The sequence below is a fragment of the Streptomyces ossamyceticus genome (assembly GCF_001418475.1).
GTDB lineage: Bacteria > Actinomycetota > Actinomycetes > Streptomycetales > Streptomycetaceae > Streptomyces > Streptomyces ossamyceticus.
The window spans coordinates 1-25,289 of the sequence record NZ_LIQX01000286.1 but is presented as its reverse complement, the minus strand read 5'-3'; the positions used below and the strand labels follow the sequence as shown (position 1 = coordinate 25,289).

Annotated in this window: 20 protein-coding genes and 1 pseudogene; 9 read left to right on the top strand and 12 right to left on the bottom strand. The window is 67.2% G+C overall.

Annotated features, from left to right (window positions below; genetic code table 11):
• Nucleotides 1-311: 311 nt before the first annotated feature.
• From AOK15_RS21855 to thyX, 3 genes are all read right to left on the bottom strand, one after another.
• A complete protein-coding gene (locus AOK15_RS21855; protein ID WP_055519484.1) occupies nucleotides 312-1,997 on the bottom strand; it encodes a ribonuclease J in 1,686 nt (561 codons plus the stop codon).
• A 169-nt stretch (nucleotides 1,998-2,166) separates the two neighbouring features.
• Entirely contained in the window at nucleotides 2,167-3,066 is a 900-nt protein-coding gene (dapA, locus tag AOK15_RS21850) for a 4-hydroxy-tetrahydrodipicolinate synthase (RefSeq protein WP_055519481.1), read from the bottom strand.
• Between the two features lie 227 nt (nucleotides 3,067-3,293).
• Nucleotides 3,294-4,034, bottom strand: a complete 741-nt coding sequence (gene thyX / locus AOK15_RS21845; protein ID WP_055519479.1) for an FAD-dependent thymidylate synthase — start codon at nucleotides 4,032-4,034, stop codon at nucleotides 3,294-3,296.
• Between the two features lie 199 nt (nucleotides 4,035-4,233).
• On the opposite strand from thyX, the gene AOK15_RS21840 reads away from it, so the two are divergent.
• Nucleotides 4,234-4,791, top strand: a complete 558-nt coding sequence (locus AOK15_RS21840) for a hypothetical protein (protein WP_055519477.1) — start codon at nucleotides 4,234-4,236, stop codon at nucleotides 4,789-4,791.
• A gap of 64 nt (nucleotides 4,792-4,855) precedes the next feature.
• Here the strand turns inward: AOK15_RS21840 and AOK15_RS21835 are convergent, their stop codons facing one another.
• The 6 genes from AOK15_RS21835 to eccD all read right to left on the bottom strand — a co-directional run bounded on the left by AOK15_RS21835 (nucleotide 4,856) and on the right by eccD (nucleotide 12,046).
• Entirely contained in the window at nucleotides 4,856-5,311 is a 456-nt protein-coding gene (locus AOK15_RS21835; RefSeq protein WP_055519474.1) for a tetratricopeptide repeat protein, read from the bottom strand.
• A 16-nt stretch (nucleotides 5,312-5,327) separates the two neighbouring features.
• Nucleotides 5,328-6,080, bottom strand: a complete 753-nt coding sequence (dapB, locus tag AOK15_RS21830) for a 4-hydroxy-tetrahydrodipicolinate reductase (RefSeq protein ID WP_055519471.1) — start codon at nucleotides 6,078-6,080, stop codon at nucleotides 5,328-5,330.
• A gap of 35 nt (nucleotides 6,081-6,115) precedes the next feature.
• The gene (locus AOK15_RS21825; protein WP_055519469.1) at nucleotides 6,116-7,495 is read right to left on the bottom strand and encodes a M16 family metallopeptidase; all 1,380 of its coding nucleotides are present in this window, start codon (nucleotides 7,493-7,495) and stop codon (nucleotides 6,116-6,118) included.
• The gene (locus AOK15_RS21820; protein ID WP_055519466.1) at nucleotides 7,492-9,711 is read right to left on the bottom strand and encodes a polyribonucleotide nucleotidyltransferase; all 2,220 of its coding nucleotides are present in this window, start codon (nucleotides 9,709-9,711) and stop codon (nucleotides 7,492-7,494) included. Before AOK15_RS21820 ends, AOK15_RS21825 begins: the two co-directional genes overlap by 4 nt.
• A gap of 357 nt (nucleotides 9,712-10,068) precedes the next feature.
• Nucleotides 10,069-10,356 carry a 30S ribosomal protein S15 gene (gene rpsO, locus AOK15_RS21815; protein ID WP_030583699.1) on the bottom strand — a complete coding sequence of 96 codons (288 nt, stop codon included), beginning with the start codon at nucleotides 10,354-10,356 and terminating at the stop codon, nucleotides 10,069-10,071.
• A gap of 220 nt (nucleotides 10,357-10,576) precedes the next feature.
• Nucleotides 10,577-12,046 (bottom strand): type VII secretion integral membrane protein EccD, encoded by a 1,470-nt coding sequence (gene eccD, locus AOK15_RS21810; RefSeq protein WP_055519464.1) that lies wholly within the window; start codon nucleotides 12,044-12,046, stop codon nucleotides 10,577-10,579.
• Between the two features lie 163 nt (nucleotides 12,047-12,209).
• Here eccD and eccCa point away from each other — a divergent pair, with 163 nt between their 5' ends.
• From eccCa to AOK15_RS42480, 7 genes are all read left to right on the top strand, one after another.
• Nucleotides 12,210-16,172 (top strand): type VII secretion protein EccCa, encoded by a 3,963-nt coding sequence (gene eccCa / locus AOK15_RS21805; protein ID WP_055519462.1) that lies wholly within the window; start codon nucleotides 12,210-12,212, stop codon nucleotides 16,170-16,172.
• An 88-nt stretch (nucleotides 16,173-16,260) separates the two neighbouring features.
• Nucleotides 16,261-16,821: a hypothetical protein gene (locus tag AOK15_RS21800; RefSeq protein ID WP_420876940.1), complete on the top strand. Its 561-nt coding sequence runs from the start codon at nucleotides 16,261-16,263 to the stop codon at nucleotides 16,819-16,821.
• Nucleotides 16,821-18,344, top strand: a complete 1,524-nt coding sequence (locus tag AOK15_RS42495) for a WXG100 family type VII secretion target (protein ID WP_079058621.1) — start codon at nucleotides 16,821-16,823, stop codon at nucleotides 18,342-18,344. Before AOK15_RS21800 ends, AOK15_RS42495 begins: the two co-directional genes overlap by 1 nt.
• 33 nt (nucleotides 18,345-18,377) lie before the next feature.
• Complete coding sequence (mycP, locus tag AOK15_RS42490; RefSeq protein ID WP_107099472.1) at nucleotides 18,378-19,802, top strand: type VII secretion-associated serine protease mycosin; 1,425 nt, start codon at nucleotides 18,378-18,380, stop codon at nucleotides 19,800-19,802.
• Between the two features lie 171 nt (nucleotides 19,803-19,973).
• Nucleotides 19,974-20,294 (top strand): hypothetical protein, encoded by a 321-nt coding sequence (locus AOK15_RS45170; RefSeq protein WP_157870333.1) that lies wholly within the window; start codon nucleotides 19,974-19,976, stop codon nucleotides 20,292-20,294.
• Nucleotides 20,295-20,299: 5 nt separating this feature from the next.
• Nucleotides 20,300-22,078, top strand: coding sequence for an alpha/beta hydrolase (locus AOK15_RS42485; protein ID WP_079058619.1), 1,779 nt, complete (start codon nucleotides 20,300-20,302; stop codon nucleotides 22,076-22,078).
• Nucleotides 22,075-22,650 (top strand): hypothetical protein, encoded by a 576-nt coding sequence (locus tag AOK15_RS42480; RefSeq protein ID WP_240508539.1) that lies wholly within the window; start codon nucleotides 22,075-22,077, stop codon nucleotides 22,648-22,650. Before AOK15_RS42485 ends, AOK15_RS42480 begins: the two co-directional genes overlap by 4 nt.
• Before the next feature lie 29 nt (nucleotides 22,651-22,679).
• Here AOK15_RS42480 and AOK15_RS42475 read toward each other — a convergent pair.
• The 3 genes and pseudogenes from AOK15_RS42475 to AOK15_RS21780 form a co-directional block, all read right to left on the bottom strand.
• A pseudogene (locus AOK15_RS42475) lies at nucleotides 22,680-22,870 on the bottom strand (IS5/IS1182 family transposase); the annotation flags it as partial.
• 751 nt (nucleotides 22,871-23,621) lie between these two features.
• On the bottom strand, nucleotides 23,622-23,933 hold the full coding sequence (locus tag AOK15_RS21785) for a WXG100 family type VII secretion target (protein ID WP_055519453.1): 312 nt from the start codon (nucleotides 23,931-23,933) through the stop codon (nucleotides 23,622-23,624).
• A 19-nt stretch (nucleotides 23,934-23,952) separates the two neighbouring features.
• Nucleotides 23,953-24,345 (bottom strand): WXG100 family type VII secretion target, encoded by a 393-nt coding sequence (locus tag AOK15_RS21780; protein WP_240508538.1) that lies wholly within the window; start codon nucleotides 24,343-24,345, stop codon nucleotides 23,953-23,955.
• A gap of 367 nt (nucleotides 24,346-24,712) precedes the next feature.
• Here AOK15_RS21780 and AOK15_RS21775 point away from each other — a divergent pair, with 367 nt between their 5' ends.
• On the top strand, nucleotides 24,713-25,036 hold the full coding sequence (locus AOK15_RS21775) for a DUF397 domain-containing protein (protein WP_055519451.1): 324 nt from the start codon (nucleotides 24,713-24,715) through the stop codon (nucleotides 25,034-25,036).
• Nucleotides 25,037-25,289: the final 253 nt, after the last annotated feature.

The window sequence follows — 25,289 nt, the reverse complement described above, 5'->3', positions numbered from 1 at the left end:
CTTCCTTTGTACTCACCCGATTCTCTCGGGCTTTCCTCCGGGCGCTTCCCTTCGGTCTTGCGTTTCCGACTCTATCAGACCGTTTTCCGATCCGATTTCCTCGGTGCTTTCCAGGTTCTCGCTTTCGCGTTTCCCTTTCCGGCGCTTCCGACTTTATCAGAAGTTCTGAGTCGGAATTTCCGCCCGGTCCGGGTGGCTCCTGACGCACAGTTGCGTCGGGTTCCCCCCTGGGCGGAGCCGTAAACGTACTGGAGCGGGGCGCCCCGATGCAAATCGAGGGGCCCCGCTCCCAGTCAGGCGCTGACGGGGGGTCAGACCTCAACCACCACAGGCAGGATCATCGGCCTGCGGCGGTACGTGTCCGAGACCCACTTGCCCAGGGTGCGGCGGATGAGTTGCTGCAGCTGGTGGGGCTCGACGACCCCGTCCTGCGCCGAACGCTCCAGGACTTCGGTGATCCTCGGGACGACGTCACCGAAGGCGGAGTCCTCGATGCCGGAGCCGCGGGCCTGGATGTGCGGGCCGCCGGTGATCTTGCCGGTGGAGGCGTCCACAACCACGAAGACGGAGATGATGCCCTCGTCGCCCAGGATCTTGCGGTCCTTCAGGGCCGGCTCGCCGACATCGCCGACCGAGAGGCCGTCGACGTAGACGTAACCCGCCTGGACCTTGCCGGAGATCCTGGCCTTGCCCTCGATGAGGTCGACGGCGACGCCGTCCTCGGCGATGACGATGCGGTCGTGCGGGACGCCGGTCAAGGCACCCAGCTCTGCGTTGGCCCGAAGGTGGCGCCATTCACCGTGGACCGGCATCAGGTTCTTCGGGCGGCAGATGTTGTAGAAGTACAGCAGCTCGCCGGCCGAGGCGTGTCCGGAGACATGGACCTTGGCGTTGCCCTTGTGGACGACGTTCGCGCCCCAGCGGGTCAGGCCGTTGATGACGCGGTAGACCGCGTTCTCGTTGCCGGGGATCAGCGACGAGGCCAGGATCACCGTGTCGCCCTGGACGATGCGGATCTGGTGGTCCCGGTTGGCCATGCGGGACAGGGCCGCCATCGGCTCGCCCTGGGAGCCCGTGCAGACGAGGACGACCTCGTGGTCCGGCAGGTCGTCGAGGGTCTTGACGTCCACGACCAGGCCCGGCGGAACCCGCAGATAGCCCAGGTCCCTGGCGATGCCCATGTTCCGGACCATCGAGCGGCCGACGAAGGCGACCCGGCGGCCGTACTCGTGAGCCGCGTCGAGGATCTGCTGGATGCGGTGGATGTGGCTGGCGAAGCTGGCCACGATGATCCGCTTCCGGGCTCCCGCGAAGACCTGACGCAGGACGTTGGAGATGTCGCGCTCGGGGGGAACGAACCCCGGGACCTCGGCGTTGGTCGAGTCGGAGAGAAGGAGGTCGATGCCCTCCTCGCTCAGCCGGGCGAACGCGTGGAGATCCGTCAGACGGTTGTCCAGCGGGAGCTGGTCCATCTTGAAGTCGCCGGTGTGGACGACCATGCCCGCGGGCGTGCGGATCGCCACGGCCAGGGCGTCGGGGATGGAGTGGTTGACCGCGACGAACTCGCAGTCGAAGGGGCCGATGCGCTCGCGGTTCCCCTCCGCCACCTCCAGGGTGTACGGGCGGATGCGGTGCTCCTGGAGCTTGGCCTCGATGAGGGCGAGGGTCAGCTTGGAGCCGATCAGCGGGATGTCGGGCTTCTCGCGCAGCAGATACGGGACACCACCGATGTGGTCCTCGTGGCCGTGCGTGAGGACGATGCCCTCGATGTCGTCGAGGCGGTCCCGGACGGACGAGAAGTCCGGCAGGATCAGGTCGATTCCGGGCTGCTCCTCCTCGGGGAAGAGCACTCCGCAGTCGACGATCAGCAGTCGGCCGCCGTACTCGAAGACGGTCATGTTCCGGCCGATCTCGCCGAGGCCGCCGAGCGGGGTGACCCGCAGGCCACCTTCGGGCAGAGGCGGGGGCGAGCCCAGTTCAGGATGCGGATGACTCAAAAGACTCTCCTCACCACGCGCGCCACGTGCCTCCGTGGCACGTGGCGCGCGTGACGTTCGTGCATAAGCAGTTGTGTATGGGGATGCAGGCACTCGCGTCCTGCGTATTCAGTTGTGAAGTCGGGTGCCGCACTGTGCGATGCCAGGTCGCGCCGCGCGAAGTCTGGTGTTAGAGCTGTACCCCGCCGGCAGCAAGATCGATCTTGAGCTGGGCGGTCTCCTCGGGCGAGAGCTCGACCATGGGGGCGCGCAACGGTCCGGCGGGCAGTCCCTGGAGGGCGAGCGCCGCCTTGGTGGTCATCACGCCCTGGGTGCGGAACATGCCCGTGAAGACCGGGAGCAGCTTCTGGTGGATCTCGGTGGCCTTCTGGACGTCGCCGGAGGCGTACGCCTCGACGAGGGTGCGCAGCTCCGGGGTGACGACGTGGCCCACGACGGAGACGAAGCCGACCGCGCCCACGGAGAGCAGCGGCAGGTTCAGCATGTCGTCGCCGGAGTACCAGGCGAGGCCCGAGCGGGCGATGGCCCAGCTGGCGCGGCCGAGGTCGCCCTTGGCGTCCTTGTTGGCGACGATCCGCGGGTGCTCGGCGAGGCGGACGATCGTCTCGGTGTCGATGGGCACGCCGCTGCGGCCCGGGATGTCGTAGAGCATCACCGGGAGGTCGGCGGCGTCCGCGATGGCCCTGAAGTGGCGGTACAGGCCCTCCTGCGGGGGCTTGTTGTAGTACGGCGTGACGACCAGGAGGCCGTGCGCGCCGATCCGCTCGGCGGTGCGGGCCAGCTCGACGCTGTGGTGGGTGTCGTTCGTGCCGACGCCGGCGAGGATGTGGGCGCGGTCGCCCACGGCCTCCAGGACGGCTCGTACCAGGTCCGATTTCTCCGCGTCACTGGTGGTGGGGGACTCGCCGGTGGTCCCGTTGATCACCAGGCCGTCGTTGCCTGCGTCCACCAGGTGGGTGGCGAGCCGCTGCGCGCCGTCGAGGTCGAGTGCGCCGTCCGCCGTGAAGGGCGTGACCATGGCGGTGAGGACCCGCCCGAAGGGGGTCTGCGGAGTCGAGGTCGGAGCCATGGGTAACACGCTACTCGTTGCTCAGGGCACGGTCTGCCCTCGGGGGCCGGGAAAAGTCAGGACAAATGCGGAGCCCGGCACTGCCTGCTCGGGGGTTCAAGCAGTGCCGGGTCCGTTTGATCAGGCTAGATGAACTTCGCGAAATGCCGCAATACGGACACTTCGCTCGGCTGACCCGTACATCTGTGCCTGGCCGAAACGCATCTGCTCATCGACGTGTCCGCGCCTCAGGGGGCGACGCGACCGTTGGCGTTGAAGGCGGCGTAGGTCAGCGGCATGAGCTCGGCCCACGCGGCCTCCATCTTCTCGCCGACCATCTCGATCTCCCGCTGTGGGAAGGACGGCACCTTCGCCAGCTCGTGCTGGGTGCGCAGGCCGAGGAAGTGCATCAGCGAGCGCGCGTTGCACGTGGCGTACATCGAGGAGTACAGGCCGACCGGGAGGACCGTACGGGCGACCTCGCGGGCGACGCCTGCGCCGAGCATCTCCTGGTACGCCTCGTAGGCGTGGACGTACGCGTCCTCCGTGATCCGGCCGACCAGCTCCTGCTGGGCCCGGGTGCCCTCGACGAAGACGTACTTGCCGGGGCGTCCCTCCTGGACGAGCTTGCGGGACTCGTCGGGGACGTAGAAGACGGGCTGGAGCTCCCTGTAACGGCCGCTCTCCTCGTTGTAGCTCCAGCCCACGCGGTGGCGCATGAACTCGCGGAAGACGAAGATCGGGGCGCTGATGAAGAAGGTCATCGAGTTGTGCTCGAAGGGGCTGCCGTGCCGGTCCCGCAGGAGGTAGTTGATGAGGCCCTTGGAGCGCTCCGGGTCCTTCTTCAGCTCGTCCAGCGACTGCTCGCCGGCGGTGGAGACGCGGGCCGCCCACAGCACGTCGGAGTCGGACGCGCTGTGCTTGACCAGCTCGACGGTGACATCGCTGCGGAAGCTGGGCTTGAGATCGTCGGCGGGGGTGTCGGTCACGGCTCGAAAGGTCCTTCCCATTGCTGCTCTCGGGCGGCGCCCACTCTACGGGCCGCCACCGACAAGGAGGCGGATGCCCTGAGTTGTACCGCCTTGTGCTCCCATCGGCCCCCGTCGGCCACCCGAGAGTGGTGGGCCCGGGTCCGGCTCGGTAGCCTCAACCGGCACAACCTGTGCGTGGATTGAGTGAGGATCAGCCGTGCCCCTGCCCTTCCTGACCGCCGATCGCGCCTTCGACCAGGCGGTGGACGAGGCGCTGCCGTTCGACGACCGCGACCGCTGGCGGCGGCCCTACCGTCCCGGCCCGTGGCGGGTCGGCGCGGCCGCGCTCCTGCTGCTGCTCGCGTCGTACGTGCTGGTCGCGGCGGTCATCATCGCGGCGGCCGAGACGCCGCAGGCGGGCGCGCTGTGCTTCGGGGCGGCGCTGCTGATCATCGCCTGCACCCTGCGGCTGCTGCGGGTCGGCATCTGGGTGAGTGCGCGGGGCGTGCGCCAGGTGGGCTTCTTCCGGACGCGTACGGCGTCCTGGGAGCCGAGCGTGTCGGTGCGCACGGTGCAGCAGCCGGTGCGGTGGCTCGGGCTGCCACGGTCCGTGCAGGGGCAGGCACTGCTCCTGGTGCGCAGGGACCGGGTCCAGGAGTACGTGACGCCGTTGATGACCAGCCACAACGCCGACTTCCTGGCGCGTACGGAGGCCTTCGACCGGGCGGCCGACACGATCGGGGCATGGGCGGCGACGTACGGGCGCGCCGCGTAGTCGACCGAACGGGTGAGGGGCCGGTCCGCGTGTGCGGACCGGCCCCTCATCCGTCGGCGGGATGTCAGGCGGCCGGGATCGGCTTGCCGTCGTGGAGCGCGATGGCGCGCTGCATCGCCTTGCGGGCCCGCGGGGTGTCGCGGGCGTCGTGGTAGGCGACGGCGAGGCGGAACCAGGTGCGCCAGTCGTCGGGGGCGTCCTCGGTCTCCGCCTTGCGCTGCGCGAAGACCTCGTCGGCCGAGGCGCGGTCGATGCGGCCGCTCGGGGTGCGCTTCAACTCGTCGACGGGCAGGCCGCCTTCGGCGTCGAGTTCGGCGGCGAGCAGGTTGGCCCTGCGGACGAACTGGGTGTTCTTCCACAGGAACCAGATGCCGATCGCGGGCAGGACGAGGACGGCGACGCCGAAGGCGATCGTGATCGGCGTGCCGGTCTCGATGAGCATGACCCCGCGGCTGCCGACCAGGACGAAGTAGACGACCAGGACGGCTGCCGTGACGGCGTAGGTGATCTTCGCGCGCATGGTGGGTGCCGGCCGATCAGCCCAGGTCGAGGAAGTGTTCGAGGCCGAAGGTGAGGCCCGGGGTCTGCACCACGCGGCGGGCGCCGAGCAGGATGCCCGGCATGAAGCTGCTGTGGTGCAGGGAGTCATGACGAACCGTCAAGGTCTCGCCCTCGCCGCCGAGCAGCACCTCCTGGTGGGCGAGGAGGCCCCGCAGGCGTACGGCGTGGACGGGCACGCCGTCGACGTCGGCGCCCCGCGCGCCGTCCAGGCCCGTGGCCGTGGCGTCCGGTGCCGGGGCGGTGCCGGCGGCGCGGCGGGCCTCGGCGATGAGTTGGGCGGTGCGGGTGGCGGTGCCGCTGGGGGCGTCGACCTTGTTCGGGTGGTGCAGCTCGACGACTTCGACGGACTCGAAGTAGGGCGCGGCGATCTGCGCGAACTTCATGGTGAGGACGGCCCCGATGGAGAAGTTGGGCGCGATGAGCACACCGGTCTCCGGGGAGCCGTCCAGCCAGCCCTTCAGCTGCGCGAGGCGCTCGTCCGTCCAGCCCGTGGTGCCGACGACCGCGTGGATGCCGTTGCGGACGCAGAAGTCGAGGTTGTCCATGACCGAGGCGGGCGTGGTCAGTTCCACGGCGACCTGGGCGCCCTGCTCGGTGAGGGTCTCCAACTTGTCGCCCCGGCTCAGGGCGGCGACCAGTTCCATGTCGTCGGCGGCCTCGACGGCCTTGACCGCCTCGGAGCCGATACGGCCCTGGGCACCGAGGACCGCCACGCGCAGCTTGCTCATCTGTCTTGCTTCCTTCTGGGCCTTTGTGGGAGGGGTCAGGCGACGGTGTCGTGGAGTCGGGACGCCTGTTTGTCCTTGAGCGGTCCGATCACCGACAGGGAGGGGCGCTGCCCCAGGACGTCGCGGGCCACGGCGCGGACCTCGTCCGGTGTCACCATGGCGATCCGGGTCAGCATCTCGTCGACGGACATCTGCTCGCCCCAGCACAGCTCGCTCTTGCCGATGCGGTTCATGAGGGCGCCGGTGTCCTCCAGACCGAGGACGGTGGAGCCCTTCAGCTGGCCGATGGCCCGGTCGATCTCCTCGTCCGGCAGTCCGTGCTCGGCGACCTGGTCCAGCTCGTCGCGGCAGATCTTGAGCACGTCGTGGACCTGGGAGGGGCGGCAGCCGGCGTAGACGCCGAAGAGGCCGCAGTCGGCGAAGCCGGACGTGTACGAGTACACGCTGTAGGCGAGGCCGCGCTTCTCCCGGACCTCCTGGAAGAGGCGGGAGGACATGCCGCCGCCGAGCGCGGTGTTGAGGACGCCGAGGGCCCAGCGGCGCTCGTCGGTGCGGGCGAGGCCGGGCATGCCGAGGACGACATGGGCCTGCTCGGTCTTGCGGCCGATCAGCTCGACGCGGCCGGCCGTGCGGAGGCTGCGCCGGCCCTCGCGCGGGGCGATCGGGGTGGCGTCGGTCCGGGTGAGGGCACCGGCCTTCTCGAAGGCCGCGCGGACCTGTCGTACGACCTTGTTGTGGTCGACGTTGCCGGCGCAGGCGACCACGAGGTGGGTGGGGTCGTAGTGCTTCTTGTAGAAGCGGCGGATGCGGTCGGCGGTGAGGGCGTTGACCGTGTCGACCGTGCCGAGGACGGGGCGGCCGAGGGGGGTGTCGCCGAACATCGTGTGCGCGAACAGGTCGTGCACGCAGTCGCCCGGGTCGTCCTCGGTCATCGCGATCTCTTCGAGGATGGCGCCGCGTTCGACGTCGACGTCCTCCTCACGGATCAGCGAGCCGGTGAGCATGTCGCAGACGACGTCGATGGCGAGGGGCAGGTCGGAGTCGAGCACGCGCGCGTAGTAGCACGTGTACTCCTTCGCGGTGAACGCGTTCATCTCGCCGCCGACCGCGTCGATCGCGGACGATATGTCGAGTGCGCTGCGCCGGGTCGTGCCCTTGAAGAGCAGGTGCTCCAGGTAGTGCGTGGCGCCGTTCAGAGCGGGCGTCTCGTCGCGGGATCCGACGTGGGCCCAGATGCCGAAGGTGGCGGACCGCACCGACGGCAGGGTCTCGGTGACGATGCGCAGGCCGCCCGGGAGGGTGGTCCTGCGGACCGTGCCGATGCCGCCGGCGCCCTTGATCAGGGTTTGGGTACGGGCGACGGCCCGCGCCTCCGTGGAGGTGCGGGCCGTCGCCTTGGAGCTACGCGACGTCACTTGTCGGCGTCGTCCTTCTTCTCGTCCGAGCCCTCTTCGCCCTCGATCACGGGGATCAGGGAGAGCTTGCCGCGGGAGTCGATCTCGGCGATCTCGACCTGGACCTTGGCGCCCACGCCGAGCACGTCCTCGACGTTCTCCACGCGCTTGCCGCCGGCGAGCTTGCGGATCTGCGAGATGTGCAGCAGACCGTCCTTGCCCGGGAGCAGCGACACGAACGCGCCGAAGGTCGTCGTCTTCACGACGGTGCCCAGGTAGCGCTCGCCGACCTCCGGCATGGTCGGGTTGGCGATGCCGTTGATCGTGGCGCGGGCGGCCTCGGCGGCCGGGCCGTCGGCGGCACCGATGTAGATGGTGCCGTCGTCCTCGATCGTGATCTCGGCGCCGGTGTCCTCCTGGATCTGGTTGATCATCTTGCCCTTGGGGCCGATGACCTCGCCGATCTTGTCCACGGGGATCTTGACGGTGATGATCCGCGGGGCGTTGGGGGACATCTCGTCCGGCGTGTCGATCGCTTCCATCATCACGTCGAGGATGTGGAGGCGGGCGTCACGGGCCTGCTTGAGGGCGGCGGCCAGGACGGAGGCCGGGATGCCGTCCAGCTTGGTGTCGAGCTGGAGGGCGGTGACGAACTCCTTGGTGCCGGCGACCTTGAAGTCCATGTCGCCGAAGGCGTCCTCCGCACCGAGGATGTCGGTGAGGGTGACGTAGTGCGTCTCGCCGTCGATCTCCTGGGAGATCAGACCCATGGCGATACCGGCGACGGGGGCCTTCAGCGGCACACCGGCGTTCAGCAGCGACATGGTGGAGGCGCAGACCGAACCCATGGAGGTCGAGCCGTTCGAGCTGAGCGCCTCGGAGACCTGGCGGATCGCGTAGGGGAACTCCTCACGCGTCGGCAGGACCGGGACGAGGGCGCGCTCGGCGAGGGCGCCGTGACCGATCTCGCGGCGCTTCGGGGAGCCGACGCGGCCCGTCTCGCCGGTGGAGTACGGCGGGAAGTTGTAGTTGTGCATGTAGCGCTTGCGCGTCACCGGCGACAGGGTGTCGAGCTGCTGCTCCATGCGGAGCATGTTGAGGGTGGTGACGCCCAGGATCTGGGTCTCGCCACGCTCGAACACGGCGGAGCCGTGCACACGCGGGATGGCCTCGACCTCGGCGGCGAGCGTACGGATGTCCGTGACGCCACGGCCGTCGATGCGCTTCTTCTCCTTGATGACGCGCTCACGGACCAGGGACTTGGTCAGCGAGCGGTACGCGGCGGAGATCTCCTTCTCGCGGCCCTCGAACTGCGGGAGCAGCTTCTCGGCGGCGAGCGCCTTTACGCGGTCCAGCTCGCTCTCGCGCTCCTGCTTGCCGGCGATGGTGAGCGCCTGGGCGAGCTCGTCCTTGACGGCGGCCGTGAGGGCCTCCAGGACGTCGTCCTGGTAGTCGAGGAAGATCGGGAACTCGCCGGTGGGCTTGGCGGCCTTCGACGCGAGGTCGGACTGAGCCTTGCAGAGGACCTTGATGAAGGGCTTCGCGGCGTCCAGACCGGCGGCGACGACCTCCTCGGTCGGCGCCTCGGCGCCGCCCTTGACCAGCTGGATGGTCTTCTCGGTGGCCTCGGCCTCGACCATCATGATCGCGACGTCGCCGTCCTCCAGGGTGCGTCCCGCGACGACCATGTCGAAGACGGCGTCCTCGAGCTCGGAGTGCGTCGGGAAGGCCACCCACTGGCCGTTGATCAGCGCGACGCGGACGCCGCCGATCGGGCCGGAGAAGGGCAGACCGGCCAGCTGCGTGGACGCGGAGGCGGCGTTGATCGCCACGACGTCGTACAGGTGGTCGGGGTTGAGCGCCATGATCGTGGCGACGACCTGGATCTCGTTGCGCAGGCCCTTCTTGAAGGACGGGCGCAGCGGGCGGTCGATGAGGCGGCAGGTGAGGATGGCGTCCTCGGAGGGACGGCCCTCACGGCGGAAGAAGCTGCCGGGGATCTTGCCGGCGGCGTACATCCGCTCCTCGACGTCCACCGTGAGGGGGAAGAAGTCGAGCTGGTCCTTGGGGTTCTTGGAGGCGGTGGTGGCCGACAGCACCATGGTGTCGTCGTCCAGGTACGCCACGGCGGAGCCGGCGGCCTGCTTGGCCAGGCGGCCCGTCTCGAAGCGGATGGTGCGGGTGCCGAAGGAACCGTTGTCGATGACGGCCTCGGCGTAGTGGGTCTCGTTCTCCACTAGCGATCTCTCCGTTACTTTGTCGTCTTTTGTCCCGCGCTGTCCGTGTGACAGGGGGACGGTGGTGGAGAAGCGCTCCGTGCGGTGCGGGCCGGTCTTCGATCGAAGCACCCGGGGTTCGCTGCCCCGGGGGCCACTACCGAGGACCGGCGGCGGCGTGGTGCGCTTCTCCTCGTTCGGGCGCGTGCGGTCACCCGTCCCGGGTGTCCTCACGCTGTGTCGTACATATGGCGTTGTGCTACCACACTACAAAGGGGCGGTGACACTCCGCACGTTTCCGCACGTACGACAAGGTCCGTATGTACGGCAAAGGGAGCGGCCCCCGATCGTTTCGGGAACCGCTCCCTTCACGGCGTCCTACTTGGCGCCGGCCGCACCGCGGCGGATGCCGAGGCGGTCGACCAGCGTACGGAAGCGCTGGATGTCCTTCTTGGCCAGGTACTGCAGCAGACGGCGGCGCTGACCGACCAGGATGAGCAGACCACGACGGGAGTGGTGGTCGTGCTTGTGGGTCTTGAGGTGCTCGGTCAGGTCCGAGATACGGCGCGAGAGCATCGCGACCTGCACCTCGGGGGAGCCGGTGTCGCCCTCCTTGGTACCGAACTCGGCGATGATCTGCTTCTTCGTAGCGGCGTCGAGCGACACGCGATACTCCTTCTGAGTCTCTTCGATGCCACCGAGCGCCCCTGGTCTTCATCTCAGGGGGACTTCTGTGACTCGGGTGGCGGGATCCGTCGGCGCTGCCTCGCGGGGTCCCTGGAGGGAGCGCGGGTGCGAACACGGACGACCGGAGTCAGGGTACCAGGCTGGTGGGACGCGCCGCCGCTCGCCACCGTGGGCACCGGATCGGCCGTCGGGGCGCCCCTCAGCCGGTCAGTGACCGGACCTGGGTGAGGACGCCCAGCACCGCCAGACACAGCGGGATCAGGGTGAGCAGCACGAACGCCTCGGCGATGTCGAGGAGGCGGCCCCAGAAGGGAGAGAGGCCCTTCTGAGGGATGATCAGGCCGATCGCGGTGAGCAGCGCGGCTCCGGCGGTGATGGCGGCCGTGAGCCAGATGGTGCGCAGGTCCAGGGCGCCCCGGTCGGCGTGGAGCGTGAACTCCGTCAGGGCCCCGGCCGGCGGGTTGAGCGCGAGGCCGACCAGCAGGAGGGCGGGGGCCGCGACACCGGCGACGAGGGCGCAGACCACCTGCGAGGTGTAGCGGAACAGACGTGCGCGGATCAGCATGGCGAGCCCGGCGGCGAGGCCGAGCAGCTGGCCCCACAGGTCGTCCGAGAAGCCGAGGACGGCGGTGGAGGCGACCACCACGGCGGAGGTGCCGCCGACGAGGCCCAGCAGCATCTCGTGGCCGCGCCGGGCCTGGGCGGCGATCCGCTCGGCGTCCAGGGGCTCGGCGTCCGGGCTCTGGGCGGGGTCGAGGTCGAAGTCCTCGTAGGCGGCGGAGCGCGGGGAGGCGTAGCCGATCGGCAGCCGGGCGAAGCGGGCCGACAGGCCGGGGAGGAAGGCGACCAGGCCGATGGCGACCGGGGCGCACACCGCGGCGATGTCGGTCGCGGAGGCGTCGGCGAGGATCGCCACGAACGTGGCCACGGCACCGACCGCCGCCGCGAAGGTGGTGGCCACGAAAGCCGCGTCCCCACTGGGGGTGAGCGCAACGAGGGCGACGGAGGCGACCAGCACCGCCACGCAGCCCAGCATGAACTGCAGCTTGCCCGGCCCCTGTCCGGCCGTCGGGTCGATGATTCCCGAGCCCGCGAGGAAGAGCAGGGGCTGGGAGGCCAGTCCGATGGCCACCGCGGCCACGCGGTCCGCGTACACACGGGCACGCACGGCCGCGTACGCGGTCAGGAGTACACCGAGGCCGCCCGCGAGGATCCCGGGCAGGCCGTTCATGTCGTGGCGGACCGGGTCGGCGTACCAGAGCACGAAGGCGACGAGCAGCAGGAGCAGGGCGGCGCCGATCAGTCCGGCCACGCGCAGCAAGTCGTCGCTCCACAGGTGGCGGTCGCGGACCACCGCGGAGGCGACTGCGTCGGCAACGTCGTCGTGGACGGCCGGGGGCAGCGACTCGGCGAAGGGGCGCAGGCTCAACACCTCACCGTCGAGCACGCGTTCGTCGGCGAGCGAGCGTGCGCCGTCGAGGGCGGTGCCGTCGCGGCGCACCAGGTGGTAGCCCGTCGGGGTGCCCACGGCCTGGGTCTGGCGCGTCAGGCGCAGGATCTCCGGATAGATGTCCGCGATGGTGATGTCTACCGGGAGGGCAACGTCGATGCGGCTGTCGGGTGCCACGACAGTGACTCGGCAGAACCCGGTCGTCGCGGTCGTACTCACCTTTACTGACCCCCTGCTTCGCGGATGCGTACGCTGCGGGCGTCACCCTACCGGTAGGTGCCGTCAGTGGTGACAAGTAGGATCCCCGCCTAGCGGAGGGCGACCGTCACCACGGGGGTGCCGGTAGGAAACTGCTCGGCCGCATAGGGGGATTGACGCACCGGTGAGCCAGATCGTCATCAAGCGCCCACCGCGTACCCTGCCGCCCGAAGTGCCCTCCGACGAGCTGCGCCTGGAGGCTCCTCCGGAGCTGCCGCGGGGTCAGCAGGAGGGCATGCTGATGCAGATCCTGCCGACGCTCGGCATGGGCTCGTCGGTGGTGTTCTACTTCGCCTCCCCCAACGCCCATCCGTTCATGCGGATCATGGGTGTGGTGATGCTCGTGTCGACGGCCGCGATGGTGATCGCACAGATCGTCCGGCACCGTCGCGGTACGCAGGGGCAAATGGCCGATGTCCGTCGGGACTATCTCAAGTATCTCGCGCAGACCCGGCGTACGGTGCGCAGGACCGGCTTGAAGCAGCGTGACGCCCAGCTGTATCTGCACCCTTCTCCGGAGCAGTTGTGGTCGGTGGTCGCCGAGGGCAGCCGGGTGTGGGAGCGCCGGGTCGGGGACGCGGACTTCGGGCAGGCGCGGATCGGTCTGGGACCGCAGCAGTTGGCCTCTCCCCTGGTGGCTCCCGAGACCGCGCCCGTGGACGAACTCGAACCCCTGTGCGCGGGCGCCATGCAGCGGTTCCTCGCCGTGCACGGCCAGTTGGACGGGTTGCCGGTCGCGGTGTCGATGCGGGCCTTCTACCACGTGACGGTGTCCGGGGAGCCGGAGCGCGCCCAGGCCGCGGCGCGCGCGCTGGTCGCCCAGCTCACCACCCTGCACTCCCCCGACGATCTGCTGCTGGCCGTGGTCGCCGCGCCGAGCGCGGTCGGCCGCTGGGACTGGACCAAGTGGCTGCCGCACAGCCAGTTGGCCGGGCAGTTCGACGGCGCAGGCACCCGGCGGCTGTTCGGTGACGACCTCGGTGAGCTGGAACAGCTTCTCGCGGCCCGCCTCGAAGGCCGCCCGCGGTTCAGCCGGGACGGCCAGCCGGTCCTGGACCAGCCGCACATCGTCGTCGTCCTCGACGGCGGGATCGTGCCCTCGACCTCAGCTTTCGCCGCCGCCGAGGGCCTGCAGGGCGTGACGATCATCGAGGTGGTTCCCGGCGAGCTCGACCAGCCCCGGGGCGGTCTCTCCATCGTCGTACAACCGGACCGACTGTGGCTGGACACGGGTGCCGAGGTCGCCTATGAAGGCACTCCCGACGGGCTGTCCCTGCCCGCCGCCGAGGCGCTCGCCCGGCAGCTGGCCCCCCTGCAGATGGGTGGCGGGAACGACGACGAGCCGCTGCTCGCCAACCTGGACTTCACCGATCTGCTGGGCCTCGGTGACGCCGCCTCCGTCGATGTCACCCGCACCTGGCGGCCACGGTCGACACCGGAGCGCCTGCGGGTGCCCATCGGTGTCGGCGAGGACGGCCGGCCCGTGATGCTGGACCTCAAGGAGGCCGCGCAGGACGGTATGGGTCCGCACGGTCTGTGTGTGGGCGCGACCGGCTCCGGCAAGTCGGAGCTGCTGCGCACGCTGGTCCTCGGCCTCGCCGTCACGCACTCCTCCGAGACGCTGAACTTCGTCCTCGCGGACTTCAAGGGCGGTGCCACCTTCGCCGGCATGTCGCAGATGCCGCACGTCGCCGCCGTCATCACCAACCTCTCCGACGACCTGACCCTCGTCGACCGCATGGGCGACGCGATCCGCGGTGAACTCCAGCGGCGCCAGGAGCTGCTGCGCTCGGCGGGCAACTACGCCAACATCCACGACTACGAGAAGGCACGGGCCGCGGGTGCTCCGCTGGAGCCGCTGGCCTCGCTCGTCCTCGTGATCGACGAGTTCAGCGAACTGCTCACGGCCAAGCCCGACTTCATCGACATGTTCATCCAGATCGGCCGCATCGGCCGCTCCCTGGGTGTGCATCTGCTGCTGGCCTCGCAGCGCCTGGAGGAGGGGCGTCTGCGCGGTCTGGACACGTATCTGTCGTACCGGATCGGTCTGCGGACGTTCTCCGCGGCGGAGTCGCGCGCGGCGCTGGGTGTTCCGGACGCCTACCACCTGCCGTCCGTTCCCGGTTCCGGGTATCTGAAGTTCGGCACGGACGAGATGACCCGCTTCAAGGCGGCGTACGTGTCGGGTGCGTACCGCTCCGGTGGTCCCGTGGCCTCCGGGGACCGGACGCCGATCGAGCGTCGTCCCGCGCTGTTCACGGCCGCGCAGGTTCCGGTGACGTACGCGGCTCCGGACCCGGCGGCGCAGCCCCCGACCCCGGCGCGCCAGGAGGACGACGCCCTGGCGGACACCGTCCTCGACGTCATCGTGCAGCGGCTGGAGGGCCAAGGGGTGCCCGCCCACCAGGTGTGGCTGCCGCCGCTGGACCAGGCTCCGACGCTGGACCAGTTGCTGCCGCCGCTGGACTCGACGGCCGATCGGGGTCTGCAGGCCGCTGAGTACGCCCGGCTGGGCGGGCTGACGGTCCCCCTCGGCCTGATCGACAAGCCGTTCGAGCAGAAGCGCGAGGTGCTCTACCGGGACTTCTCCGGCGCGGCCGGCCACATGATGGTCGTCGGCGGCCCGCAGTCCGGCAAGTCCACTCTGCTGCGCACGTTGATCGGCTCCTTCGCCGTGACCCACACGCCGCACGAGGTGCAGTTCTACTGCCTCGACTTCGGCGGTGGCGGCCTGTCGTCCCTGGCGGACCTGCCGCACGTCGGCGGGGTCGCCTCCCGGCTGGATCCCGAACGGGTCCGGCGTACGGTCGCGGAGGTCGCGGGCATTCTCAACCGTCGCGAGCAGTTCTTCCGCGCAGGCGGCATCGACTCCATCGGCACCTACCGGCGTCGGCGCGCGGCCGGTGAGCTGCCCGGCGAGGCCTGGGGAGACGTCTTCCTGGTCATCGACGGCTGGGGCAACTTCAAGGGCGACTACGAGGGCCTCGAAGGCATCGTGCACGACATCGCGGGCCGCGGCCTCGGCTACGGCATCCACGTCGTCCTCTCCGCCTCGCGCTATATGGAGGTGCGGTCCGCGCTCAAGGACCAGATCCTCGGCCGACTGGAGCTGCGCCTGGGTGACGTCATGGACTCCGAGTTCGACCGCAGGGTCGCGGCGAACGTACCTCCGGGTGTGCCGGGCCGTGGCCAGGTGCCGGAGAAGCTGCACTTCATGACGGCGCTGCCGCGCATCGACTCCTCGTCGGACGCGGACGGCCTGTCGGACGCCACGGCTCAGCTGGTGCAGGCGGTCAAGGGCAACTGGCAGAGGCCTGCGGCGCCGACGGTCCGCCTGCTGCCCCGCAGGCTGCCGGCCGACCAGTTGCCCAAGGGCTTCGAGTTCCCGCAGCACGGCATCGCGATCGGCATCGACGAGGCGAACCTCGAACCGGTCTTCGTCGACTTCGACACGGACCCCTTCTTCCTGGTCTTCGGGGAGAGCGAGTCGGGCAAAACGAACCTGCTGCGTCTGATCGCGAAGCAGGTCGCCGAGCGCTACACGCCCTCGGAGGCCCGGATCGTCGTCGGCGACTACCGCAGGACGATGCTGGAGGCGGTCTCCGAGGAGCATTTGCTGGAGTACGCGCCGATGGCGTCCGCGATGAACGTCCACATGGACGCCATCCGGCAGTTCATGGAGATGCGCGCGCCGAAGCCAGACATCACACCGCAGCAGCTGCGTGACCGCAGCTGGTGGAACGGACCGCAGCTGTTCGTCATCGTCGACGACTACGAGCTGGTCGCCACCAACTCCGGGAACCCGCTGTCGGTCCTCGTCGAGCATCTGCCCTTCGCGCGTGACGTGGGCGTCAAGTTCATCATCGCCCGCAACGCGGCGGGGGCCTCGCGCTCCATGTACGAGTCGTTCATGCAGCGGGTGAAGGAGCTCGGCGCCCAGGGGCTCGTCCTGTCCGGCGACCCGATGGAGGGCGACATCCTCGGCAACGTGCGGGCGCGGCCCATGCCTCCGGGGCGGGGCACTTTCGTGTCACGGAAGCGCGGAGCCCCTCTTATCCAGGTGGGCTTGCTTCCGCAACGCCATTAGAGTGGTGAAGAGCGACCAACACTGTTGAGTGAAGCCTCGGTTGACTTGGGTGAACGAGGCGAACGGGGAGCACGGGGAGGCTGCTGAAGTGAGTTCGGACGGGGGCATGGGCGGGGGCGGGGGTGCTCCGGACACCGACAAGTCTTTCGACAGCTTGTACGCCGTGAACCCGCAGATGGCGCTGGACATCCAGCACGACGCCATGAAGCAGTTCAAGAAGCGTGTCGACAACCTGCTGATCGAGCTGGACAAGTCCGAGGCGGCTCCCGACAAGGTCGGCCAGGACCGCCTCACCCGGGCCCAGTTGGGTTCCGCCGACTTCAAGGAAGCACAGTTCCTCTACGAGTCGTACGCCATCGTCCACGACGAGTTGGAGAACCTCTCCAAGGCGCTCAGCGCGCAGATCGAGGGGGTAGGGCTGGCCGTGCACGCGTCACGGGTGGGCTTCGAGAGCCTGGACGAGGACATCAAGGCGCGGATGCGGGAGGTCAACGCGGAGGTCGACAAGTACTACGACGTCGACCGTGATCCGTATGCCCGGTCGAAGGCGGAGGAGCAAAGCACTCAGCAGGGCAATCAGCAGGCCTCGCGGCAGGGAGAGCCGGCTGCGGAAGCAGCGGAGGTCAGCGAAGGGGAGAAGGGCCTGTAATGAGCGAGCAGCCCGAGCGGAAGCAGCCCACGCCCCAGCACACCGACTTCGAGTCCATGACCCACGCGCAGCTCGCTGCGATGCTCGACTCGGCCAACTCTGAGGGCGCCTACGACCTCGCGGCGAAGCTCTCCAAGGCGGCCTCGACGATCACCAAGATCGGCGACGATCTCATGACATACGTCAAGGGTCTGGAGTGGCAGGGCGAGGCCGGCGACACGTTCCGCGAGTGGGGCGGGCAGACCGCGAGCGCCACGCTCCACCTCGGGGAGTACGCCGAGGTGGCGTCCCGGTGGATGGGCATCGTCTCCCGGGCGATCGCGGAGGCGAAGGCGGTCATGCCGGACACCTCCGAGACCACGGCCGCACAGGCGGAACTCCGCACCGCAAAGAAGTCCCTCGCCGCCACGAAGGAGCCGGGGGCCCGCAACGACCCCGACTCCCGGCAACTGGCCCAGACCGCCCAGTCCGACGCGACGGCGGCCCAGGGGCGGATCGACGCGGCTCGTTACGAGGCCGTGCAGCAGATGCGGAAGCTGGCGCAGGCTTATCAGCAGTCCGCGGCGCAGGTTAATTCTGTTACGCCGCCTACGTTTTCGCCGCCGGCGGATCGATTGGGCCATGCCGAGTGGCAGCAGCCCACCGAGTACATCGCCGTCACCCCGTCTGGCACCTCAGCATCGAGAACCACCACTTCTCCTCACACCGAGGGACGCAGCTACAGCAGTAGCGGCTCCCCCACAGATCCTCGTCAAGTCGGCCCGAGGCAAGGCAATGATCACGTCAGCCAGCCCCAACCCGTCTCGATGGGAATCGACGGTTTGGCCACGCTGCCCGAGAGTTTGCACAACGGTCCGACTACACCTGTTTCCAACGGAGCCACGCCCCGACCCGAAGTCTCACTCCAGGTACAGCCAGGGGGAGTTCCGCCGTCGTTCAACGGTCGTGGCAACGGACTGGGACAGACCGCTACTGGACGGCTTCCCTCAACTTCACGTCCCGCGCTGCTCCCAGGACAGGGCACGGTAAACGGCGGGGTGGCCCGCATTCCGCATGAGGGCGGAATCGTGGGAGGGCGCCCCGTCACTCCCACATCCGGCCGAGTGGGTGGCATCCCGCGGGGCACCGTCATCGGCGGAGAGAGCGCCCAAGGGCGGATGCCCATGGGGCGCGGCGTCACCCCGGGGATACCGGGCAGCACAGGTGCAAACGCCAGCCAACGCAGCGCGGTCGGAGGCCGACCTATGGCATCGGAGACCGGCGGCGTCATAGGTCGCCCTGGCCAACCCAGCCGCGCGACGAGCCGCCCCTTCACACCTGGAGGTGCTGGGCTGCTCCGTCCGGGCAACACGCCCGACGACGCGCGGACATCGCCGCAGCCTGGCGCTGGCCTAACGCGCAACTCCGCCAACGCATCGTCCACGCAGCGGAACCATCAGGACGTGGAACGCCCCGGTTATCTCTGCGAGGACGAGCAGACATGGCAGAACCACCGTCGCACGCTGCCGCCAGTAGTGGACTGACTTCCCAGACCCGCCAAGGACACAGGAAAGCACATGGGATCCAGCAGTATGCGAACACGGCGGCCCGTATCAGCGGTGTCGGTTTCTCTCGGCCTACTGCTGGTAGGAATTTCCTCGACTCCAGCCCATGCCGAGTCGGTTCGGGCCAAACAATGGCACCTGGATGCCATGCACGCCGAAGAGATGTGGAAAGTCAGCACAGGTCGTGGCATCACAGTCGCCGTCATCGACTCCGGAGTCGATGACTCGCTGGCCGACCTCAAGGGGCAAGTCCTCGACGGCAAAGACTACTCCAAGCAGTCAGGTGACGAGCACGCCGATATCGCCAACCATGGAACAGGTATCGCTGCGCTCATTGCAGCAACTGGCGCGCGAGGAACACTAAACGGCTCCTATGGACTGGCGCCAGGATCTAAAATCCTTCCTATTCGCATGCGCTACAGCACCGAAGATTACGGGAAGGTCGATCTCGGAGCTGAGTATTCCAGAAAGCTGACAGAGTCGATTCGGTACGCAGCCGACTCAAAAGCCCAGATCATCAATATCTCGATGGGGCGGGCCAATGACTCAGGCACGCAGAACGTCAGCACTGCTGAACTCGCCTCCGCCGTGCGATACGCCTTGAAGAAAGGAAAGCTGATATTCGCTGCGGCCGGTAACCGCGGCGACAAGTCCAACTTCTTGGAGTACCCGGCAGCGACGCCCGGGGTTGTGGCCGTCGCCGCAATCGACGAGAGCATCGAGCGAAGCGAGTTCTCCCAATGGGGGCCGCAAATCGATCTTGCGGCGCCTGGCGAGAAAATGGTCTCCGCATGCAGTGGTGGAACGCAAGTGTGCACCGGCAACGGCACCAGCGGTGCCACCGCGATCGCCTCCGCCTCCGCCGCCCTCATCTGGTCAAAGCACCCCACCTGGACAAACAACCAGGTTCTGCGTGTCCTGATCAACACGATGAAGGGCAACGAGAAGAAGTGGACCTGGAACAACGCCATCGGTTACGGCATTGTCCGTCCACGCATCGCGCTGCAGAACCCTGGTGACCCCGGGCCCGCCGATGAGTGGCCGCTGCCGGATCTCGCCGCCGCCGAAAAGTCAGCCGCTCCGTTGCCTTCTCCCGAAGCTTCGAAGGCCGGCGGTGATGCTGTCGGCGATAAGCAGGACAAGACCAGCGAATCCGCCCCCACCACTTCCGAATCGGATCAGAACAACATGCTTCTCTGGATCGCCATGGGTGTCGGCGCCGCGGCTGTCCTCGGCGCGGCGATCGGCTTCTTCGTGGCCCGTGGCCGTCGTGGGCGCGGCACAGTCCCGCCCGCTCAGTCACTGCCACTGCCACTGCCACTGCCACCCACGCACAACCAACCTCTCCAGCCCCCTTACCCCGCCTTCGGCCCACCTTCAGGGTCTTCGAACGCCCCGTACGGGCAGCAACCTCCTGGAGCCGGCCCGCTCTCCTAACGTCCTCTCCCGGCAGGCGTCGAACCAACCGGCTCAATCAAGGCAACTGTTGTCACCAAAGGGGTCTCTGTGTCCTTCGAAGATGAGTGGTCGTCAGCCCGTGCTCAGGCCACGACCAACAGCAGTGCGTCAGCGACCGCCGACCCGGGTCCAGGGGATGCAGGTGGACGCATGATCTTTATCGACTTCCCGTGGCTAAAGGGCGCCAGGGTGCTCACTGAATTGCGCACAACCACGGCTTCCGGCGTGACGCAACTCGGCGGCGAGGGCAGCACCTTTTCCGCAAGCACAAAAACACTGGCAACAGTGTTGGCCATGGACGCCGTCCGTGACTCATGGCATCGCCGTTTGAAAGCAGTCCGGGACGAGTGTGAGAATCTTGATACGCCAATGCGTCAGGTAGCTCGAGACCAGGGAGAAAATGAGGCCACACTCACGTCAGCCATCGCCAGTGAACGTATGTCGGCACCACAGTTTTCGGGCGGGAATTAAGAACCTTGCTATCTCTAAAAGAACTCAAGGACCTCAAGCTGACGGAGCTTGTCGAGGCCGCCCGAGGATGGTCTGAAATTAGTGAGAAGGCCTACGCTTCCCGTGATCGAGTCAACAACGAGATCGTTGCCACCCTGACAGACACGCAAGAGAACCTGTCAGCGGTCGAGGCTGTCATACGCCTGGGCCGACTCACGCGGAACTACCAGTACATCCATACGGAATGCGGCTTGGTTAGCGCTGCTCTACATGGCCTGGCCGAAGAACTGGCGGGTCCACAGCGCAGCCTGCTCGACGCCCTCGCAGAGGCCGAGAGTATGAAGTTTGAAGTGTTCGATGATGGCTCGGTGCGCTATCCGGCCGCCACCTCCAGCGACACAGAACTACCCGGTGACATAGTGTCGGGCGCCGATGATTTCTTTTCCCGGGCTCTTCGGACCACAGCAGCCGCAGCCACCATGAATCCGAACGCGACACTCGCTCAAGGGATCGCAAACAGGATCGCCACTGCGCTGAGTGAAGCGAACTCCATTGACGAGCAGTATTCTGCGGCAGTCAGCAAACTGAAGGCCGCAGAAGGCCTTGAGGTCACCGATGCGACATGGGCAGATGTCAACTCTGACGCCTCGGCCGTTCACGGAGCAGTCGACGACGTTTTTAAGGACGACATTCCCACTGACAAATCGGCGGCAGAAAGGAAGGAATGGTGGGACGGTCTCAGCAAGGATGACCGGATCGCCTATATGGCAATATATCCCGAAACGATCGGCAATCTGGATGGGATTCCAGCGGTAGCCCGTGATGAGGCAAATCGAACCTATCTACCGCAACTCATGGGAAAGCTGGAAGCACAGGGTGGTGAAGATGCGCAGACCAAGCTCGATGGTCTGCGTAAGATCGAAGAGCAACTTCGGGTGGGAAGCGAACCTCCGATGTATCTTCTCGGCATTGGGGACGAGGGTCAAGGCAGAGCGATTGTTTCATATGGCAACCCTGACACTTCGAGAAATGTCTCCGCCTATGTTCCCGGCTTGAGTACGAAACTGGATGGAGAGTTCGCCGACGGCACAATGAAGCGCGCACGAGACACTGCTATCGGAGCCCAAGGAGTCGATCCTTCAAGCGCTTCAATAGTTTGGCTCGGGTATGACGCGCCATTGGGTGCCGATGTAGGCTTCACTGGCGACGCCGAAAGAGGTGCACCCGCGTACCAAAATTTCATGAGCGGGATCGCAGCGACGAATGAAAATACCGACCCCCACGTGACAGCCATCGGCCACTCGTACGGCTCTCTGACCGTGGGTACCGCCAGCCAGCAACCAGGCGGCATGCCTGACGTCGATGACTACATCCTGCTCGGCAGCCCGGGTGTGGGCGTGGACCGGGCCGAAGACCTTGGCGTCAGCAAGGAGCATGTCTTCACCGGCGCAGCTGGAAATGACCTCGTCACACACGCGCCGTCCGGCGGTTCGGTTGCTGGTGGAGTTCTCGGGGCAGCCGCAGGCTTCGTTGTCGGTGGGCCAGTCGGTGCGGGCGTGGGCCTTGCCGTGGGCTCAGACCTGGGCGACCCTGGCGACGACGACAACTGGTTTGGCACCGACCCTGTGAGTGAAGAGTTCGGCGCCATTCGTATGCGAACGGACGATGGCCCGTTTCCCATCCCTCACGCTTTCGATGCTCACTCCAATTATTTCAATCCAGAAAAAGATGGAATATCCGCCTACAATATCGCCAATGTTGTTGCCGGAAATCCGGACGCAATCCTCCGAGAGGATCACCGATGAAAGTACGGCTCGGATTGACGGTGATGATCGTTGCACTCGCCACTGGATGTAGCCTGCTAAGCGAAAAAGGTAACGAAAGCGAAAACGTGTCCGAGATGACGATGCAAGAAGCAGCAGAACAAGCCGACAGGCTACTAACTGCGACTCTAAAATCGATCAAACCTCAAGTGCAGTGGGAGCACGGGATCTTCACGGACTTGACTTGCTCTGTATCTCGGAGAGTGTCCGTAACAACGATTATCTCCCCAGAGCGAAGGGGTGCCTTTTTGGGCGTTGTGGAACGGCACTGGGAAAAACAAGGATTCATTCACCGCGCCGCGAACAAGAGCACCACAAATCCGGCAACTTTCTTCCTGACGCCAGATAAGTTCCAGATTCAATTGTCCTTTGGATATCAAGGGCAGGCCCACTTTGAGGTCACAACCCCGTGCGTCAAGAAATCTTCGGTAGCATCGCCGCGACCAGTGTCCGGTGTTCCCGACTATGACGGAAGCAAGCCCCCACTTCCCAGCGAGATTTCAGAATTCTGGTCGGTCAACACGCCAATTTCCTCTACCTCGCCCAACTCATAACGATTTGAGGGTGATCCATCGGGTGGATCGCCGTGGATGCTGCAAATGACCTTGCTGTAGGTCCGCTGGGCCCCGGTCAGTCGCCTCCGGCCGGTTTCTTGGCCGGGTGGCGGAAGCCGTCGCCGACGTTCTCGTAGCCGAGGTCGACAAGGGTCGGCATGCCCAGCACAGCCGCGATGCGGTTGAGTGCCTCGATCGGCCCATGCCGGCGGGCGCAGGTACGTCAGCAGTCGGCGGACCGTCGATTCCGCAGGCAGCAGCCGCTTGGAAGCAGCGGATCGGGACGCGTGCCGACAGCTTGCAGCACCTGTGGCGGGGCGTTGGCGATCCACTCGCCGACCGCCAGCAGTGACCTCGCCCCGGCCAGGTTGGGCGAAGGGGCCGGTCGAGCGGCGACCGGACGGACGCCCGACCCCAGGGCCGACCACGGCCGGAACACGTCGCATCCGGTCACACAGACCAAGGACTGGCGGCGACGCGCCATGCGTAGGCGGGCGGTGGACGACCAGGGCCCACTGCCTGCGGTCAGCCTTTATCGGAGACTGCGCATCACGCCATCTGAGCTGACAGATCATCACGAACCGTATGTCTCCCAACTACGCCGGAGCCTTGTCAGCAGACCCTCATCGCGTGGCGGAAGTGTCGGCGGCTCCTCGAAGAGCACGCTGATCTAAGGGTTCCAATGGGATTTGTATGCGGCTGCCCCGTGATGCCTTCCAGAGCTGATGCCGCCGCTGGCGGCAGGCCCTCACACGCGTTCTTCGCTGTGAGACTGGGGTCAGGTGTGATGTCGTGGCCATCAACGCCGCACGCGGTCAGGAACAGCGCCGCGACGACTGCACCCGCGAGCGAATCGCCCTTGCAGATTGACTTTAGCTGCGGCGCAATCAGGCGCTCCTGATGAAGTTTGTACCAGATGCGCGAAAGGGGGAGGCGGCCGTCTGCGTCGCCTCCCCCTTGGTCTGGCTGGGTCAGCCCATCAGCATGCGGATGCGCTTCGCGCCGTCCAGGTCCGTGCCCTGGTAGCCGATGACCGACCTGTCCAGGAGGCTGGCGATGACGTTGAGCTGCTGGGCCATGGCCTGCATCTCGGTGGTGTTCTTGCGCTGGATGTCTCCGTACGCCGTCTTCGCCTCACCCTCCCAGGTCTCGGCGACGCGCTTGACCTCCTGCATGAGGACTTCGAGTTCCTGCGTGAGGTCCGTGGCGGTCTTACGGACGTCGCTCGCCGCCTGGGTGACCGTGGCGTAGCTGATCGCTGTGCGGTCGAATCCGGTGCTCATCGTGGGTCTCCTCCGTGGCTCAGGCGAGGCTGGTGATGCTGTTGCGGGTGGTGTAGGTCTGCCCGTGCATGCTGGCGTCGGCCTGGGTCTGGGACTCCGCGGAGTTGTCCACCTTCCGGATTTCCGCGATGCGCTCCTGCTCGTGCTCCTCGAACCCGTTGACGGCCATGCGCATGACCTCTTCCAGGTCGACGAGGTTGTCCTGGAGCTTCTTGAGGTGGACGTTCACCTCGCGCTGCACCCTGTCGTACTCCTGGCTCGCCGCGCCCTGCCAGCCGCCCTGAATCATGTCCACGACGGTGTTGAGCGAGGTCACACGACGGCTCACCTCGACGTGGAAGTTCTGGATCTTGTTGGCGAGCGCGATGAGTTGGTCGTTCTCGCGTTTCTGGTCCGCCGAGATGTCACTCACAGGTTCTCCACCCTCCTCTTGAAGTGACGGCGGCATCGCCGCCGCGACGCGTCCATCGAGGCCGGACGCCCAGATGGTCCAGGCGGGCAAGAATCACCGCGAACGCCACGCGACGCGCGGCCACAGCGTTACACCGCCCCCGTGCCGTACCACCCACGTGATTTCGCATGTGATACCGCATGCCACTTTAGTCACTTGACGTGATGCTTCCAACTGCAAAGTCGCGACAGGCCAGTTCAGGCGAGGATGGAGGTGCGAATTGCGGAGTGTGACGCGTTCCTGTTCCGTCTGTCGGTCACAGATGTGTCACCGCGCAAGTACTGTGAGTCCGTAGTTGGTTCGTACGTCGGGAAGGGACCGCGCTGTCATGGCCGCTGGGCTGGACAAGGACGCCGAGAAGGCACTCAGGGAACGCAAGGAGCGCGAGAAGGACGAGTTGTACGCGCTCGACATCTCGGGCGTGGAGTGGCACAGCGCGCCCGGCACCGAGGAGCACGACGAGCGGGTGGAGATCGCCTACCTGCCCGGGGGGGCCGTGGCCATGAGGTCCTCCCTCGACCCGGACACCGTCCTGCGGTACACCGAAGCCGAGTGGCGTGCCTTCGTGCTCGGTGCGCGGGACGGGGAGTTCGACCTGGAGCCGACCCCTCACAACGGCGGGCTCGACCACCTCGGTGAGGCAAGGGGTTAAGGGGTCGAGGCCTCTCCTGCCTCCGGGGTCCACCGGGCCCGGTGCTCGATGCGCGTCGGGCCCGGCGGATCGGCTCACGCGTCGGTCCCCCGGTGCCTGCGGCGGCGTAGATCGCGGAGCACGACGGCCGTGCCGGCGATGACCGTGACCACTGCGGTGGTGAGGCCGAGGACGTACGTGGCGTAGCGCTCGTCGCGTTCGTGGGGGGTCTCTGCGAGGGAGAAGCGGGCGGTGTCGGGGGCCGGGGCCTTGG